Below are 17529 nucleotides of genomic sequence, written 5' to 3'. Positions count from 1 at the left end.
ATCGCGGTGTTTTTTACGCGATACTTGCCAGCGACCCACTGTGCCGTATTACAGTCACGGTCAATTCGCCGCAGTTCTCCCGACTCGAGTGCCCATGAACGAACAGTTGCAACCCCTCAAGAAACAACCGCGAGCAGGCAAAGCCGGCCGCAGCGGTACCCAGGACGATATGGTCTACGCGCATATCTTCGAGGCCATCCTCGAACAGCGTCTGGCGCCCGGCACCAAGTTGAGCGAAGAAGCGCTGGGGGAAATTTTCGGGGTCAGCCGCACCATCATTCGCCGCGCGCTGTCGCGCCTGGCCCATGAAGGCGTGGTGTTGCTGCGACCGAATCGCGGTGCTGTCGTCGCCAGCCCGAGTGTCGAAGAGGCCCGTCAGGTGTTTCTGGCGCGGCGTCTGGTGGAGCGGGCGATCACTGAGTTGGCGGTTCAGCACGCCACCGCCGAGCAACTTCTCGAATTGCGGCAGATGGTCAACGACGAGCGCGACAGTTTTTCCCGTGGCGATCGTGGTGCCGGTATCCGTCTGTCCGGCGAGTTCCATTTGAAACTGGCCGAAGCGGCGAAAAATGCCCCGCTGATCAGCTTCCAGCGCAGCCTGGTGTCGCAGACTTCGTTGATCATCGCCCAGTACGAGAGCGGCAACCGTTCTCACTGTTCCTACGATGAACACACTCAGTTGATCGACGCGATCGAAGCGCGGGACGCGACGCTGGCGGTGGATTTGATGATGCATCACATGGACCACATCGACAGCAAACTCAACCTCGACGAAGAAAGCGCGTCGGATGATTTGCATGCGGTGTTTTCGCATTTGTTGCAGACCAGGAAGCCTGGGCGTTCAACAGCCAAGCTTTAAGTCAGACAGCGTTGCGCCCATCGCGGGCAAGCCCTTCCACAGTGATCTGGAGTGTTCACAAGGATTTCACCCCACCTTAGAACCCTGTGGGAGCGGGCTTGCCCGCGATAGCGATCTGACAGGCAATAAAAATCCCCCGGGCTGTACGGCTACGGGGGATTTTTTATGCTTGGAGAAAACTAGCGCTGATGCACCAGATTCCCCGCCGCATACGTCTGCAGAACAGTCCGGTCATCCCCCAGCGTCATCAATACAAACAACGTCTCGGCAATGTTATTGGCCTGTTTCAGGCGATAGCTGAGCAGTGGCGTGGCGTTGTAGTCCAGCACCAGGAAGTCCGCATCGGTACCCGGTTGCAAGGTACCGATCTTGTCTTCCAGACGTAGCGCGCGGGCGCCGCCGAGGGTGGCCAGGTACAGCGACTTGAACGGGCTCAGCCGCGCGCCTTGCAGTTGCATGACTTTGTAGGCTTCGTTCAGGGTTTGCAGCAGCGAGAAACTGGTGCCGCCACCGACGTCGGTACCGAGGCCGACATTGAGTTTGTGCTTCTCGGCCATAGGCAGGTTGAACAGACCGCTGCCGAGGAAGAAGTTCGAGGTCGGGCAGAAGGCGATCGCCGAGCCGGTTTGCGCCAGCCGCGCGCACTCGTCGTCGCACAGGTGCACGCCGTGAGCAAACACCGAGCGCTCACCGAGCAATTGGTAGTGATCGTAGACGTCCAGGTAGCCCTTGCGCTCCGGGAACAGCGCCTTGACCCACTCGACTTCCTTGAGGTTTTCGCTGATGTGGGTCTGCATGTACAGATCCGGATATTCGCTGAGCAACTGGCCGGCGAGGGTCAGTTGTTCCGGGGTGCTGGTCGGTGCAAAACGTGGAGTGACCGCGTAGTGCAAGCGACCCTTGCCGTGCCAGCGCTCGATCAGTGCCTTGCTTTCGACGTAGCTCGATTCGGCGGTGTCGGTCAGGTAGTCCGGCGCGTTGCGATCCATCATCACCTTGCCGGCGATCATCCGCAGGTCCAACTGTTCGGCAGCCTCGAAGAACGAGTTCACCGATTGCGGATGCACGCTGCCGAACACCAGCGCCGTGGTGGTACCGTTGCGCAGCAGTTCCTTGATGAAAATGTCCGCGACTTCGTCCGCATGGTTCTTGTCGGCGAACTGGCTTTCACAGGGGAAGGTGTAGGTGTTCAGCCAGTCCAGTAGTTGTTCGCCGTAGGCGCCGACCATGCCGGTTTGCGGCAAGTGAATGTGGGTGTCGATGAAACCCGGGGTGATCAGCGCGTCCTGATAATGCGTGATCTGGATATCGGCGGGCAGGGTCGGCAGCAATTCGCTGGCGTGGCCGATGGCGCTGATCTGGCCGTTATCGACTACCAGCAGGCCGTCTTCGAAATACTCGTACGAAGCTTCGATACCCACCTCGGCGGGATCGGCGATGCTGTGCAGGAGGGCGGCGCGGTAGGCTTTGCGAGTCTGGGGCATGAGCGTTCTCAATTAGTTCGAAGCTGTTCAGTTCGAAGCATTCAGTTCGAAGCTTGGCTGCGGCGTGAAGCAGGCAGCAGTTTGGCGATCGATGATCCGGCGCTGGCGGTGTGCTGGCCGAAATTCGCGTTATAGGTGGCGATGATTTCGCCGGCGATGGAGATGGCGATTTCCACAGGCAACTTGCCTTTGACTTCGCCGATGCCCATCGGGCAGCGCATGCGTTGCAGCACGGCGCTGTCGAAACCGCGGTCACGCAGGCGGTGTTCGAACTTCACCCGTTTGGTCTTCGAACCGATCAGGCCGAAGTAGGCGAAGTCGTTGCGCTTGAGGATTGCGGCGGTGAGTTCAAGGTCGAGCTGGTGATTGTGGGTCATGACGATGCAGTAGCTGCCGGCGGGCAAGTCATCGACTTCATCCAGCGGTTCTTCGGTGACGATTTTGCGCACGCCATGGGGGATCTGTTCGGGGAATTCAGCTTCCCGCGAGTCGATCCAGCGCACCCGGCAGGGCAGGCTGGCGAGCAGCGGCACCAGCGCCCGGCCGACGTGGCCGGCGCCGAATACGGCGATCTGCGCCTGGACCTGGCCCATCGGTTCGAACAGCAACACCGTCACGCCGCCGCAGCACTGGCCCAGGCTGGCGCCGAGGCTGAAGCGCTCAAGGTGGGTGTCCTGCTTGCCGCTGGCAAGCATCTCGCGGCCGATCTGCATGGCCTTGTATTCCAGATGCCCACCACCGATGGTGTCGAAGGCTTGCGTGGCGCTGATGACCATCTTCGAGCCGGCATTACGCGGCGTCGAGCCGAGCTCTTCGATGATGGTCACCAACACACAGGGTTCGCCCCGGGTTTGCAGGTCGGCGAGGGCGTCGATCCAGTTGTACATGTTTTCACCCCTACAACATTGTTGTCTGTTCGGGCCTCATCGCGGGCAAGCCACGCTCCCACAAGGATTGCATCGTACCTGTGGGAGCTGGCTTGCCTGCGATGGCCGCGACGCGGTTTTACAGCGAAGCCAACTCGGTTTCAGCCTCGACAGCCTTCGCAACCTTCAACTGGCGCATCTGCTCGCACCCCCACAACACCCGCTCCGGCGTCGCCGGTGCGTCGATTTTCGGTTGATGCTGGTAGTCACCCAAACTGGCCACGGCGTCCTTGATCGCGCACCACGCGGCGATGCCGAGCATGAACGGCGGCTCACCCACGGCCTTGGAATGGAACACCGTGTCTTCCGGGTTCTTGCGGTTTTCCACCAGCTTCACCCGCAGGTCCAGCGGCATGTCTGCCACCGCCGGGATCTTGTAGCTGGCCGGGCCGTTGGTCATCAGTTTGCCTTTGTTGTTCCACACCAGTTCTTCCATGGTCAGCCAACCCATGCCCTGGATGAAACCACCCTCGACCTGACCGATGTCGATCGCCGGGTTCAGCGAGTCGCCGACGTCGTGAAGAATGTCGGTGCGCAGCATCTTGTATTCGCCGGTCAGGGTGTCGACGATCACCTCGGCGCAGGCTGCACCGAAGGCGTAGTAGTAGAACGGCCGCCCCCGTGCCTGACTGCGGTCGTAGTAGATTTTCGGGGTCTTGTAGAAGCCGGTGCTCGACAGTGAAACCTGGGCGAAATAGGCCTGCTGGATCAGCGCTTCAAACGTCAGGATGTGATCGCGAACCCGCACGTGACCGTTGTGGAATTCCACGTCTTCTTCGCTGACCTTGTATTGCCGCGCTGCGAATTCCACCAGGCGTTTCTTGATGATCTCAGCCGCGTTTTGCGCCGCTTTACCATTGAGGTCGGCGCCGCTCGAAGCAGCGGTTGGCGAGGTGTTCGGGACCTTGTCGGTGTTGGTCGCGGTGATCTGTACGCGGTCCATTTCCACCTGGAACACTTCAGCCACGACTTGCGCAACCTTGGTGTTCAGACCCTGGCCCATTTCGGTGCCGCCGTGGTTCAGGTGGATGCTGCCGTCGGTGTAGATGTGGATCAGCGCACCGGCCTGGTTGAGGAAGCTGGCGGTGAAGGAAATACCGAATTTCACCGGGGTCAGCGCCAGGCCTTTTTTCAGGATCGGGCTGTTGGCGTTGTAGCGATGGATCGCTTCGCGACGCTCGGCGTACTGGCTGCTTTCTTCCAGTTCGGCGGTCATTTCCTCGAGCATGTTGTGCTCGACGGTCTGGTAGTAATGGGTGACGTTGCGCTCGGTCTTGCCATAGTAGTTGGCCTTGCGCACGGCCAGCGGATCGAGGCCCAGATGGCGGGCAATCGCGTCCATCACTTCTTCGATCGCGACCATGCCTTGCGGGCCGCCGAAACCACGGTAAGCGGTGTTCGACGCAGTGTTGGTTTTGCAGCGGTGACCGTTGATGGTCGCATCGCCCAGGTAGTAAGAGTTGTCGGCATGGAACATCGCGCGGTCGACAATCGATGCCGACAAATCCGGTGAGCAACCGCAGTTGCCGGCCAGTTCCAGCGCAATGCCATGCAAGCGACCGGTGCTGTCAAAGCCCACGTCGTACTCGACGTAGAACGGGTGACGCTTGCCGGTCATCAACATGTCTTCAACACGCGGCAGGCGCATCTTGGTCGGCTGGCCGGTCAGGTGCGCGATCACCGCGCACAGGCACGCCGGGCTTGCCGCTTGAGTTTCCTTGCCGCCGAAACCACCACCCATGCGGCGCATGTCGACGACGATTTTGTTCATCGACACGTCCAGCACTTCCGCCACCAGTTTCTGCACTTCAGTGGGGTTCTGGGTCGAGCAGTAAACGATCATGCCGCCGTCTTCAGTCGGCATCACCGAAGAGATCTGGGTTTCCAGATAAAAGTGTTCCTGGCCGCCGATGTGCAGCGTGCCCTGGATGCGATGTTCGGCAGTAGAAAGCGCAGTGGCCGAATCGCCACGCTGATGGGTGTGGCTGTCGAGCACGAAATGGCGTTTGCGCAGGGCTTCGACCACGTCCAGAACCGGTTCCAGATCTTCGTATTCGATGATCGCGGCCATCGCTGCTTTGCGTGCGGTTTCCAGGTCTTTCGCCGCAACGGCCAGTACCGGTTGACCGACGAATTGCACGTCATCAATGGCCAGCAACGGATCACCCGGCAACAGTGGGCCGATGTCTTTCAGGCCCGGCACATCTTCGTGGGTGATGGCGATGCGCACGCCTTCGAAGGCGTAGCAGGGCTTGGTGTCGATGCTGATGATTTTCGCGTGGGCGCGGTCCGACAGCCGTGCGTAAACGTGCAGCTGATTGGGGAATTCCAGCCGATCGTCGATGTACTGCGCTTCACCGGACACGTGCTTGTCGGCGCTGTCGTGCTTGACGCTGCGGCCGACACCGGTGGTCAGGTCCTTGGCGAACAGTTCAGCCAGTTCGGCTTGGGTCTTCTCTACAGCGTGATGATTAGACATAAGCGGTCACCCGAGTCTCGATGTGCGGTGTTTGCAGTTCGATGAAGTATTTACGCAGCAGGTTTTGCGCACTGAGCAGGCGATATTCCTTGCTGGCGCGGAAGTCCGAGAGTGGCGTGAAGTCTTCGGCCAATGCAGCGCAGGCGCGTTCGAGGGTGGCGTTGTTGAACGGCGCGCCGAGCAGAACGGCTTCGCAGTGCTTGGCGCGTTTTGGAATGGCCGCCATGCCGCCGAAAGCAACGCGGGCGTCGGCGATCACGCCAGTGTCGATGCGCAGGTTGAACGCGGCACAAACGGCGGAAATGTCATCGTCCAGACGCTTGGAAACCTTGTAGGCGCGGAACAGTTGTTCAACGCTGGCCCGCGGCACGATGATCTTTTCGATGAACTCGCTTTCCTGGCGCGCGGTCACCCGGTAATCGATGAAGTAATCTTCCAGGGCCATGGTGCGGCGAGTTTCGCCCTTGCACAGGACGATCTGCGCGCCGAGGGCAATCAGCAGCGGTGGTGAGTCACCGATTGGCGAGGCGTTGCCGATGTTGCCGCCGAGGGTGCCCTGGTTGCGGATTTGCAAGGAAGCGAAACGTTGCAGCAATTCGCCGAAGTCCGGGTACTCGGCCTTCAAGGCGTCGTAGCAGTCGGAGAGGGCGGTGGCGGCGCCGATTTCCAGGCGATCGTCGAAGCGTTCGATGCGTTTCATTTCAGCGACGTTGCCGACGTAGATCATCACCGGCAAAGTGCGGTGAAACTGGGTGACTTCCAGCGCCAGATCCGTCCCACCGGCCAGCAAGCGAGCTTGTGGATAAGCGTCATAGAGGTCGGCCAGATCGGCCAGGGTCAGCGGCACCAGGCAGCGCTTGTCGCCACTATTGAGTTCGCCGATATCGGTGGGGGCGATGGCTTTCAGGCGAGCGATAGTTTCCGCTTCGCGAGCATCGAATTGGTCGGGTTGTTTGCCGCAGCAAGATTGCTCGGCAGCGGCCAGGATCGGCCGATAACCGGTGCAGCGGCAGAGGTTGCCGGCCAGGGCTTCGTGGGCTTTATGAGAATCGGGTGCGTCGCTGTTCTTTTGCAGCGCGAACAGCGACATCACGAAGCCCGGCGTGCAGAAACCGCATTGCGAACCGTGGCACTCGACCATGGCCTTTTGCACGCTGTGCAGCTCGCCCTGGTGCTTGAGGTCTTCGACGCTGATCAGTTGCTTGCCGTGCAAGGAGGAGACGAACGTCAGGCACGAATTGAGGCTGCGATAGCGAATATGTTCGCGGCCATCGTCGTCCGTCTGCAACTCGCCGACCACCACGGTGCAGGCGCCACAGTCACCGCTGGCGCAGCCTTCTTTGGTGCCGGGTTTGCCCACATGTTCGCGCAGGTAATTGAGCACGGTCAGGTTCGGGTCCAGGGCGTGCTCGCTACGGAGTTCCTGGTTTAGTAAAAACTGGATCACGGAAGGCCTCGCAAACTCATTATTGTTGTTAACCGACATGAGCCGAATTTATCAGGTCTGACTTTTCGGTCAATGATTTTCTGACTTAAAGGTCAGGAAATGGCATTTTGTCGATCAACGACTCGTTCCTTCATTATTGACCCTCACGGGATAGCTTGCTGTTTGCTTGAATCGTGCCAAAAACCGCTGGGTGGGCACTCCGCCATGACCCATCAATTGCGCTACACTGCGCCGCTTGTGCAGATCGAAGAGTTTGAAGGACAACCATGACGTTCAAGGCGCCGGACAGCCTCGCCGAGCAAATCGCTCACCACCTCGCCGAACGTATCATTCGCGGCGAAATGAAGCCGGGGGAGCGCATCCAGGAACAGAAGGTCACGCTGGCGCTCAATGTCAGCCGCGGTTCAGTCCGTGAAGCCTTGCTGATCCTTGAGCGCCGCCACTTGATCGCGATTTTGCCGCGACGTGGCGCCCACGTGACCGAACTGACGGCGCACAAGGTGCAGAGCCTGTGTACGCTGATGAGCGAGTTGTACATTCTGCTCGGCAACGCCGTGGCCAGCGGCTGGCAAGTCCAGGCCGACATGGCGCCGTTCATGGAGATCCAGCAGCGCCTGACCGCCAGCTACGAACGCCAGGACATCCGCACGTTCGTCGACGACAGCTTCAGTGTGATGCGCGCCGCGTACCCGTTCGCCAACAACCCGTACTTGCAGGAAACCGTCGAAAACCTGCAACCGGCCATGAGCCGCGCGTATTTCCTCGCGCTGGATCAGCGCAAGGCCTCGATGAGCGAGTTCCTCGAGCTGTTCGAACGCTTGCTCGCTGCCGTGCTGGCTCGTGACTTTCCTCAGATCCGCGTGGTGCTGACGGCGTATGCCCAGCGCAGTTGCGATCTGGTGGTCTCTGCCCTGACGGTCGCTTAAGCGTGCGGCTCAAATGCATCAAACTGGCGGGGTTCAAATCCTTCGTCGACCCGACCACGGTAAACTTCCCCAGTAACATGGCGGCGGTGGTCGGCCCCAATGGTTGCGGCAAGTCGAACATCATCGACGCCGTGCGTTGGGTGATGGGCGAGAGCTCGGCCAAGAACTTGCGCGGCGAGTCGATGACCGACGTCATCTTCAACGGCTCGACCAGCCGTAAACCGGTGAGTCAGGCGAGCATTGAGCTGGTATTCGATAACTCCGACGGCACGCTGCTCGGCGAATGGGCGGCCTATGCGGAAATTTCCATTCGCCGCAAAGTGACCCGCGACAGCCAGACCACTTACTACCTCAACGGCACCAAATGCCGCCGCCGCGATATCACCGATATCTTCCTCGGCACCGGTCTGGGCCCGCGCAGTTATTCGATCATCGAACAGGGCATGATCTCCAAGCTGATCGAGTCCAAGCCCGAAGACCTGCGCAATTTCATCGAAGAAGCCGCTGGTATTTCCAAGTACAAGGAACGTCGGCGCGAGACTGAAAACCGTATCCGCCGCACCCACGAAAACCTTGCCCGCCTGACCGACCTGCGCGAAGAGCTCGAGCGTCAGCTTGAACGCTTGCACCGCCAGGCCGAGGCCGCCAAGAAGTATCAGGAATACAAAGGCGAAGAGCGCCAGCTCAAGGCCCAGCTATCGGCCCTGCGCTGGCAGGCGTTGAACGAGCAGGTCGGCCAGCGCGAGTCGATCATCGGCACCCAGGAAGTCACCTTTGAAGCCCTGGTGGCTGAGCAGCGCAATGCCGACGCGGCCATCGAACGCCTGCGCGACGGTCATCACGATCTGTCCGAACGCTTCAATCTGGTGCAGGGGCGTTTCTATTCGGTCGGCGGCGACATCGCCCGGGTCGAGCAGAGTATTCAGCACGGTCAGCAACGTTTGCGTCAGCTACAGGACGACCTGAAAGAAGCCGAGCGTGCGCGGCTGGAAACCGAATCTCACCTGGGCCACGACCGCACCTTGCTGCTGACCTTGGGCGAAGAGCTGGACATGCTCACGCCGGAACAGGAAGTCACCAGCGCCGCCGCCGAAGAAGCTGCTGCGGCATTGGAAGAGTCCGAAACCACCATGCACGGTTGGCAGGAGCAGTGGGACACGTTCAACCTCACCGCCGCCGAACCACGCCGTCAGGCTGAAGTTCAGCAGTCGCGGATCCAGCAGCTGGAAACCAGCATGGAGCGTTTGGCCGATCGTCAGAAGCGTCTTGGTGAAGAGCGTGCGTTGCTATCGGCGGACCCGGAAGACGCGGCGATCATGGAACTCAGCGAGCAGCTGGCTGCGTCTGAGGCCACGCTCGAAGACTTGCAGGCCAGCGAAGAAGCTCAGGTCGAACGCCTTGAGCAACTGCGTCAGGAGTTGCAGCAAGCGCTTTCGGCGCAGCAGCAAGCCCAAGGTGATTTGCAGCGGCTCAACGGGCGATTGGCGTCGCTGGAAGCCTTGCAGCAAGCCGCGCTCGATCCCGGCACCGGCACTGCCGAATGGCTGCGCGAACAGCATCTGGCGGATCGTCCGCGTCTGGCCGAAGGTCTGAAGGTCGAGGCCGGTTGGGAACTGGCGGTAGAAACCGTGCTCGGCGCCGACCTGCAAGCGGTGCTGGTGGATGACTTCGGTGATTTCGATCTGGCCGGGTTTGCCCAAGGCGATTTGCGCCTGCTCAGCCCGGCTGCCGATGGCGTGCGAGTGCCCGGCAGTTTGCTCGACAAGGTCGAGGCGCAGATTGATTTGTCGCCATGGCTGGGACAGGTCAAACCGGTCGACAGCCTTGAGCAAGCCTTGGCCTTGCGCGGGCAATTGGCGGCCGGGCAAAGCCTGATCAGCCGCGACGGTTACTGGGTCGGCCGACACTTTTTACGTGTGCGCCGGGCCAGCGAAGCGGAAAGCGGCGTACTCGCCCGAGGCCAGGAAATCCAGCGCTTGGGCCTTGAACGCGAAGAGCGCGAAGCGACGGTCGAAACCCTGGAAACCCAACTTCAGAATCTCAGGGCGCAACAGCGTCAGCAGGAAAACGGCCGCGAACATTTGCGCCGTTTGCTGCAAGACGAAGCCCGTCAGCAAGGCGAATTGAAAGCCCAGCTGTCCGCCGGCAAAGCCAAGGTCGAGCAGTTGACGTTGCGCCGTACCCGTCTCGATGAAGAACTCACCGAGTTGAGTGAACAGCGCGCCCTGGAGCACGAAAACATCGGCGAAGCGCGCCTGCAATTGCAGGAGGCTCTCGATAGCATGGCGCTGGACACCGAGCAGCGTGAATTGCTGTTGGCTCAGCGCGACAGCCTGCGCGAACGCCTCGACCGGGTGCGTCAAGAAGCCCGACAGCACAAGGATCATGCGCATCAATTGGCGGTGCGCCTCGGTTCGCTGAAGGCGCAACACGACTCCACTCGCCAGGCCCTTGAACGGCTGGAAATGCAGTCCGAGCGCCTGACCGAGAAGCGCGAACAGTTGAGCCTCAACCTGGAAGAGGGCGAGGCGCCGCTGGAAGAGCTGCGGCTGAAACTCGAAGAGCTGCTCGACAAGCGCATGACGGTTGACGAAGAACTCAAGACCGCGCAAATGGCCATGGAGGATGCCGACCGCGAACTGCGCGATGCCGAGAAGCGCCGCACTCAGGCCGAGCAGCAATCGCAGTTGATTCGCAGCCAGCTCGAGCAGCAGCGCATGGAATGGCAAGCGCTGACGGTGCGACGCAAGACGTTGCAGGATCAATTGCTCGAAGACGGCTACGACCTCAACGGCGTGCTCGCCACGCTGCTGGCCGGGGCCAACGAGAAAGACGCCGAAGAAGAACTCGAGCGCATCGCCGCTCGAATTCAGCGCCTCGGGGCGATCAACCTCGCAGCCATCGACGAGTACCAGCAACAATCCGAGCGTAAACGTTATCTGGATGCTCAGAACGACGATCTGGTGGAAGCGCTGGACACGCTCGAGAACGTCATTCGCAAGATCGACAAGGAAACCCGAAACCGCTTCAAAGATACCTTTGATCAGATCAATGGCGGTTTACAGGCCCTTTTCCCAAAAGTTTTCGGTGGAGGGCGCGCGTATTTGGAACTGACGGGCGAAGATCTACTCGATACAGGGGTAACGATCATGGCGCAGCCGCCAGGAAAGAAGAACAGCACCATCCATTTGCTCTCCGGTGGCGAAAAAGCCCTGACCGCATTGGCCCTGGTTTTTGCCATCTTCAAGTTGAATCCGGCGCCGTTCTGCATGCTCGATGAGGTTGACGCGCCATTGGATGACGCTAACGTTGGACGCTACGCACGGCTGGTCAAAGAAATGTCGCAGACGGTGCAGTTCATCTACATCACCCACAACAAGATCGCTATGGAAATGGCCGATCAATTAATGGGGGTGACGATGCACGAGCCCGGTTGCTCGCGTCTGGTGGCAGTGGATGTGGAGGAGGCGATGGCCATGGTGGACGCCTGAGTCATTGCGTGTAGGGCAAGTATTTTTGAGCTGTAGGGCTTTTTACCTGCCTTGACTTGCTGGCCAATCGACATAATTCGCGCAAGCCACTGTGAGAGACGGTGTAAAGTTGCCTTTGGTCGTGCTAGTTTAATGTCAATTTTTCGTATACGTGGGCAAAACGCCTGTCAGAACATAGAGTTGGCGCCACGTTTTAAAGCGGTTTACACAATGTAAACCCCTTATTTTTCAGCATTTTTTATAGAGGCACGGGATTACATGGAAATCGGTCTGCGCGAGTGGCTGATCGTCATCGGCATTATTGTCATTGCCGGTATTCTTTTCGATGGCTGGCGTCGCATGCGCGGCGGCAAGGGAAAACTGAAATTCCGTCTTGACCGAAGTTTGTCCAATTTGCCGGATGAGGACACCAGCGCCGAGCTGTTGGGCCCGCCCCGCGTGCTGGATACCCATAAAGAACCGCAACTGGACGAGCATGATCTGCCGTCGGTGAGCATGCCTGCCCGTGAACCTCGCGAGTCGGGTTCCAAGCGCGGCAAGCGTGGCCATGGCGAGCCGTCGCAAGGCGACTTGAATCTCAATCTGGATCTGGACGGCGGCCCGAGCTTCAACAGCCGTGACGACGATTTCCCGGATGACACCAAGCCTGCCAGCTCGGCCGAGAAAGATCAGCCGCAAGCCGAAGAAGTGCTGGTGATCAGCGTGATCTGCCGCGACCCGGCTGGCTTCAAGGGCCCGGCACTGCTGCAGAACATTCTGGAAAGCGGTCTGCGTTTCGGCGAGATGGACATTTTCCACCGTCATGAAAGCATGGCCGGTAACGGCGAAGTCCTGTTCTCCATGGCCAACGCGGTCAAGCCGGGTGTCTTCGATCTGGATGATATCGATCATTTCAGCACCCCGGCGGTGAGCTTCTTCCTCGGTCTGCCAGGCCCGCGTCATCCCAAGCAAGCCTTCGACGTGATGGTGGCTGCGGCTCGCAAACTGTCCCAGGAGCTGAACGGCGAACTGAAAGACGACCAGCGCAGCGTGCTGACAGCCCAAACGATTGAGCACTACCGTCAGCGCATCGTTGAGTTCGAGCGTCGCGCTTTGACCCAGAAGCGTTAAAGTCAAAAGATCGCAGCCTCGTTTCACTCGACAGCTCCTACAGGGTTCGCGATTTTCTGTAGGAGCTGTCGAGTGAAACGAGGCTGCGATCTCTTGATCTTGAAGAAATGAGATAGAGCAGCCTCGGCTGCTCTTTTGCTTTATGAGAGAACACCCATGACCGCCGCCAAAAACCGCATTCTAGAGCTGCGCGCCGAGCTCGATCAGCACAACTATCGTTATCACGTGCTGGATGAACCCAGCATTCCGGATGCCGAATACGATCGCTTGTTCCACGAGCTCAAGGCCCTCGAAGCGGCCCATCCCGAATTGATCACCAGCGACTCGCCGACTCAGCGTGTCGGCAGCGCGGCGCTGTCGGCGTTCACTCAGGTGCGTCACGAAGTGCCCATGCTCAGCCTGGGTAACGCCTTCGAAGAAACCGACATGCGCGAATTCGATCGCCGGGTGACGGAAGGGCTGGATCTACCAGTCGGCGACTTGTTCGGCGCTGGTGCAGCGGTGGAGTACAGCTGCGAACCCAAGCTCGATGGCCTGGCGGTCAGTCTGCTGTATCAGGACGGTGTGCTGGTGCGCGGCGCCACTCGCGGCGATGGCACCACCGGCGAAGACATCAGCGTCAACGTGCGCACCGTGCGCAATATTCCGCTCAAGCTGCATGGCACCGGTTGGCCGGCGACCCTGGAAGTGCGGGGTGAAGTGTTCATGTCCAAGGCCGGTTTCGAGCGGCTTAACGCCACGCAACTGGAAGTCGGCGGCAAGACCTTCGCCAACCCGCGTAATGCGGCGGCGGGCAGCTTGCGGCAGCTGGATTCGAAGATCACCGCCAATCGCCCGCTGGAATTCTGCTGCTACGGCATTGGCCAGATTTCGGCGGATATTGCCGACACGCACATTGGCAATCTGCAGCAACTCAAAGCCTGGGGGCTGCCGATCAGTCATGAGTTGAAACTGGCGCATGGCATCGAAGAATGCCTGGATTACTACCGCGACATCGGTGAGCGTCGCAATGCGCTCCCGTATGAAATCGACGGCGTGGTGTTCAAGGTCAACAGCGTTGCGTCCCAGCGTGAACTGGGTTTCCGCGCTCGCGAACCGCGTTGGGCGATTGCCCACAAATTTCCGGCGATGGAAGAACTCACCGAACTGCTCGACGTGGAATTCCAGGTCGGTCGCACCGGTGCCGTGACGCCGGTGGCACGCTTGAAACCGGTCAGGGTCGCGGGTGTCACCGTGGCCAACGCGACCTTGCACAACATGGATGAAGTGGCGCGACTGGGCCTGATGATCGGTGACACGGTGATCATCCGCCGCGCCGGTGACGTGATCCCGCAAGTGGTGCAAGTGGTCACCGAGCGCCGTCCGGAGAATGCCCGGCCGGTGCAGATTCCCGAGCAATGCCCGGTCTGCGGTTCCCATGTCGAGCGCACGCAACTGGTCAAGCGCAGCAAGGGGCGCGAGACCATCAGCGAAGGCGCGGTGTATCGCTGCGTCGGGCGTCTGGCCTGCGGTGCACAGCTCAAGCAAGCGATCATTCACTTTGTCTCGCGCCGCGCCATGGACATCGAAGGGCTGGGCGAGAAGAGCGTCGAGCAACTGGTGGACGAAGGCCTGGTGAGTTCGCCGGCTGACCTCTACGCCCTGACGTTCGAGCAGATCGTCGACCTGGAAGGCTTTGCCGAACTGTCGAGCAAGAACCTGCTCGGCGCCATCGAAGACAGCAAGCAGCCGAGTCTGGCGCGGTTCATCTACGCCTTGGGTATTCCCGATGTCGGCGAAGAGACGGCCAAGGTCCTCGCGCGTTCTCTCGGCTCGCTGGAGCGTGTTCAGCAGGCGTTGCCGCAGGTGCTCACGTACCTGCCGGATGTCGGGCTGGAAGTGGCTCACGAGATTCACAGTTTCTTTGAAGATGCGCACAACCGGCAGGTGATCGCGGATCTGCTCAAGCACGGCCTGCAGATTCAGGATCAGGGCGAGCTGGGTGCTGAGTTTTCCGCCAGTACCACGCTGGGTGGCTTCCTCGATAAATTGCACATTCCGTCGGTCGGGCCGGGCGGGGCGCAGAAGCTTGCGGACAAGTTCGGCTCGCTCGAAGCGGTGATGAGTGCTGATTGGCTGGACATGCGTCAGGCACTGCCGGAAAAACAGGCTACTTCGGTTCGCGAGTTCTTTGCGGCGGCACAACATCGCCAACTCGCTGAAGCGGCCGAAAAGCAGTTGCGCGATTTTGGCATGCATTGGCAGAGCGAGAAAAAAGTCGTCGAAGGGTTGCCGCTGGCCGGGCAGACCTGGGTGCTGACCGGCTCGCTGGAGCTGATGAGTCGCGATGTCGCCAAGGACAAACTTGAAAGCCTCGGTGCCAAGGTGGCCGGTTCCGTGTCGGCCAAGACCCATTGCGTGGTCGCCGGTCCGGGCGCGGGCTCGAAGTTGGCCAAGGCCAATGAGCTGGGGTTGAAGGTGCTGGATGAAGAGGCGTTTGTGGCGCGTCTGAAGGAATACAACATCTCGATCTAAGTGCAGGACCTGTGGCGAGGGGGCTTGCCCCCGTTGGGCTGCGTAGCGGCCCTAAAACAAGCAACCGCGATCTGTCAGGCATACCGTGCAAGCAGGTTTTGCGACGGCTTCGCCGCCGAACGGGGGCAAGCCCCCTCGCCACAAAGTACGTGGAACGATCATGTTGGAGGAATGATCTAGTCTTGGCAGGCCCCAAGGGAGAGATCGCCATGTACCGCTTCTTCGAACAGCTCAGTTCACGCATCGCCGCACCCTTCATGGGCGAGCGTTCGCGCAACAGCAAGGTCTGGCATTGCCGCTGTGGGCAGTCGCTGTTCTTTCGCAACAGTCAGTGCCTGGCCTGTTCGGCAGCGCTGGGCTATCAGCCGCAGCAGAGTCGCTTGTCGTCGTTGCAGCCCGGCCCGCAAGCGGATACCTGGTTGCTCGACGCCGATCCCGATGCGGGTGTGTTCCGTCGCTGCGCCAATCTCGATTCTCCAGCCGCATGCAACTGGCTGCTGCCGGCCAACGATCACGATGCCTTGTGCATTGCCTGTAGCCTGAATCGCACCATCCCCGACCTGTCGATCCCCGAGAATCACGAGCGCTGGCGCAAAGTGGAAATCGCCAAGCGTCGTCTGGTGGCGCAGCTGATCAGCCTGGGCTTGTCAGTCATTCCGAAAACCGTGGAGGAAGAAACCGGTCTGGCCTTCGATTTCATCGGTATCGACCTCGAAGGCAAACCGCCGACCACCGGGCATGCCAACGGTCTGATCACCCTCGATATCAAGGAAGCCGACGATGCCCATCGCGAGCAGGTCCGCGTGCAGATGCACGAACCTTATCGCACGCTGCTCGGTCACTTTCGTCACGAGGTAGGGCATTACTACTGGGATCACCTGGTCGCTAACAGTCATTGGCTGGAACCGTTTCGCGGTCTGTTCGGCGACGAACGAGCAAGCTACGCCGAGGCCCTTGAGCGGCATTATCAGCAAGGCACGCCGCTTGACTGGCAGCAATATTACGTCAGCGCCTACGCCACCATGCACCCCTGGGAAGACTGGGCGGAAACCTGGGCTCACTACCTGCACATGATGGATGCAGTGGACACTGCCCTGGGGTTTGGCATGAGTGCGCAGGAAATGGATTTCGATTACCAGCCGTTTCCGCCCAGTACGCTATTCGACCCGCAACACCCTGGCGGCCCGGCGTTCCTGTCGTTCGTCAATGCGTGGATCGAACTGGCCGGCATGCTCAACGAATTGTCGCGCAGCATGGGCCAGCCGGATTTTTACCCGTTCGTCCTGCCGCCGGCGGTGATTGCCAAGCTGCACTTCATTCATCTGGTGATCCAGCAAGAGGGCGGCAGGGCGGATGAGGTGTTGGCGCAATAGGATCAAAAGATCGCAGCCTGCGGCAACTCCTACAGGTGTACGCCGATCCATGTAGGAGCTGCCGCAGGCTGCGATCTTTAAAGGCCAGCGCATGTCCTTGACGCGGCTCATATTTTTTAATCTCCGCGAACGGTTGTAACTTCGTCTCAGATAGGTACAATGGCGCGGCTCGCCGTCAGGTGAGCGTCGTTATGGTGACCCCATCGGTCCCCCCGCAACGATTACCCGTGAACCTGGTCAGATCCGGAAGGAAGCAGCCACAGCGGGAACATTGTGTGCCGGGGTGTGGCTGGTGGGGTTGCCTCCATAACGCAGCACGAACCCTCTTTCGTGCTTTCTATCTAAAAATACTGTTTTTCCCCCGCCATGGAGCTCATCCAGGGCGGTGTTTCGTCGTTTCCGAATTAAAGCGTGGGATACAAAAAAGGAGGCCGATCTGTCGCATTCGACAGATCGGCCTCCTTTTTTCATTTACTGGCACTAGGCTTGGACAAGGCCTGGTCAACCGCTGCGATCAGCTTTCCCAGATCCTTCGGGGTGGCTTTGTGTATGACGCTGAACAGGTACGCCCGCTGTTCATCTTCGTCTTCCAGATCTGCGAAAAAGGCTTTCAGCTTCACGCCCAGCACGTCGGCAAGCAAAAACAATGCTTCCACGCTGGGGGTATAGGTGCCTGTTTCGAAGCGACTGATGGTTTTGGGGTCAAAACCGGTTTTTTCGCCGAGTTCAGCCTGAGTAAGCCCTGCGACCTTACGGTAGCGTCGGATGGCCGGACCCAAACTTGAAATTTGCATCGCTCAATTCCCATTTAGAATCAAGAACTTAACGATAGATTTTTGCATTAGGCAACTGCATGATCCATCACCTTGCTTTGCAAAATGTGATGCATTTCGTAGAATCGCCGCTTCGAAGAGTTTTGG

The 17529-nt window shown here is 59.6% G+C and carries 11 protein-coding genes and 1 other RNA gene; 7 read left to right on the top strand and 5 right to left on the bottom strand.

All coding sequences use genetic code 11. The features are described 5' to 3' along the window. The first annotated feature begins 94 nt into the window (after positions 1-94). On the top strand, positions 95-859 hold the full coding sequence (locus AB7M26_RS25580) for a GntR family transcriptional regulator (protein WP_123496423.1): 765 nt from the start codon (positions 95-97) through the stop codon (positions 857-859). 179 nt (positions 860-1038) lie between these two features. On the opposite strand, the gene guaD is transcribed toward AB7M26_RS25580, so the two are convergent. The 4 genes from guaD to xdhA form a co-directional block, all read right to left on the bottom strand. Next, entirely contained in the window at positions 1039-2343 is a 1305-nt protein-coding gene (gene guaD / locus AB7M26_RS25575; protein ID WP_123496425.1) for a guanine deaminase, read from the bottom strand. A gap of 41 nt (positions 2344-2384) precedes the next feature. Beyond that, positions 2385-3230 carry a xanthine dehydrogenase accessory protein XdhC gene (xdhC, locus tag AB7M26_RS25570; protein WP_123496427.1) on the bottom strand — a complete coding sequence of 282 codons (846 nt, stop codon included), beginning with the start codon at positions 3228-3230 and terminating at the stop codon, positions 2385-2387. 118 nt (positions 3231-3348) lie between these two features. Then, on the bottom strand, positions 3349-5748 hold the full coding sequence (gene xdhB, locus AB7M26_RS25565) for a xanthine dehydrogenase molybdopterin binding subunit (RefSeq protein ID WP_123496429.1): 2400 nt from the start codon (positions 5746-5748) through the stop codon (positions 3349-3351). Continuing rightward, entirely contained in the window at positions 5741-7195 is a 1455-nt protein-coding gene (xdhA, locus tag AB7M26_RS25560) for a xanthine dehydrogenase small subunit (RefSeq protein ID WP_123496431.1), read from the bottom strand. Before xdhA ends, xdhB begins: the two co-directional genes overlap by 8 nt. Before the next feature lie 266 nt (positions 7196-7461). On the opposite strand from xdhA, the gene AB7M26_RS25555 reads away from it, so the two are divergent. From AB7M26_RS25555 to ffs, 6 genes are all read left to right on the top strand, one after another. After that, positions 7462-8121: a GntR family transcriptional regulator gene (locus AB7M26_RS25555; RefSeq protein WP_123496434.1), complete on the top strand. Its 660-nt coding sequence runs from the start codon at positions 7462-7464 to the stop codon at positions 8119-8121. 2 nt (positions 8122-8123) lie between these two features. Beyond that, positions 8124-11612, top strand: coding sequence for a chromosome segregation protein SMC (gene smc / locus AB7M26_RS25550; RefSeq protein ID WP_123496436.1), 3489 nt, complete (start codon positions 8124-8126; stop codon positions 11610-11612). A 258-nt stretch (positions 11613-11870) separates the two neighbouring features. After that, the gene (gene zipA / locus AB7M26_RS25545; protein ID WP_008067907.1) at positions 11871-12722 is read left to right on the top strand and encodes a cell division protein ZipA; all 852 of its coding nucleotides are present in this window, start codon (positions 11871-11873) and stop codon (positions 12720-12722) included. 156 nt (positions 12723-12878) lie between these two features. Continuing rightward, positions 12879-15236: an NAD-dependent DNA ligase LigA gene (gene ligA / locus AB7M26_RS25540; protein WP_123496438.1), complete on the top strand. Its 2358-nt coding sequence runs from the start codon at positions 12879-12881 to the stop codon at positions 15234-15236. Between the two features lie 209 nt (positions 15237-15445). After that, positions 15446-16609, top strand: coding sequence for a zinc-binding metallopeptidase family protein (locus tag AB7M26_RS25535; protein ID WP_123496440.1), 1164 nt, complete (start codon positions 15446-15448; stop codon positions 16607-16609). Positions 16610-16810: 201 nt separating this feature from the next. Next, an RNA gene (gene ffs, locus AB7M26_RS25530) (signal recognition particle sRNA small type) lies at positions 16811-16907 on the top strand. 169 nt (positions 16908-17076) lie between these two features. Here the strand turns inward: ffs and AB7M26_RS25525 are convergent. Beyond that, entirely contained in the window at positions 17077-17403 is a 327-nt protein-coding gene (locus tag AB7M26_RS25525; RefSeq protein ID WP_007905395.1) for a helix-turn-helix domain-containing protein, read from the bottom strand. Between the last annotated feature and the right edge of the window lie 126 nt (positions 17404-17529).

This window comes from Pseudomonas sp. F-14 TE3482, from assembly GCF_053629455.1.
Note: the sequence above shows the minus strand (reverse complement) of the source record. Positions and strands in the feature narration are given on the sequence as shown.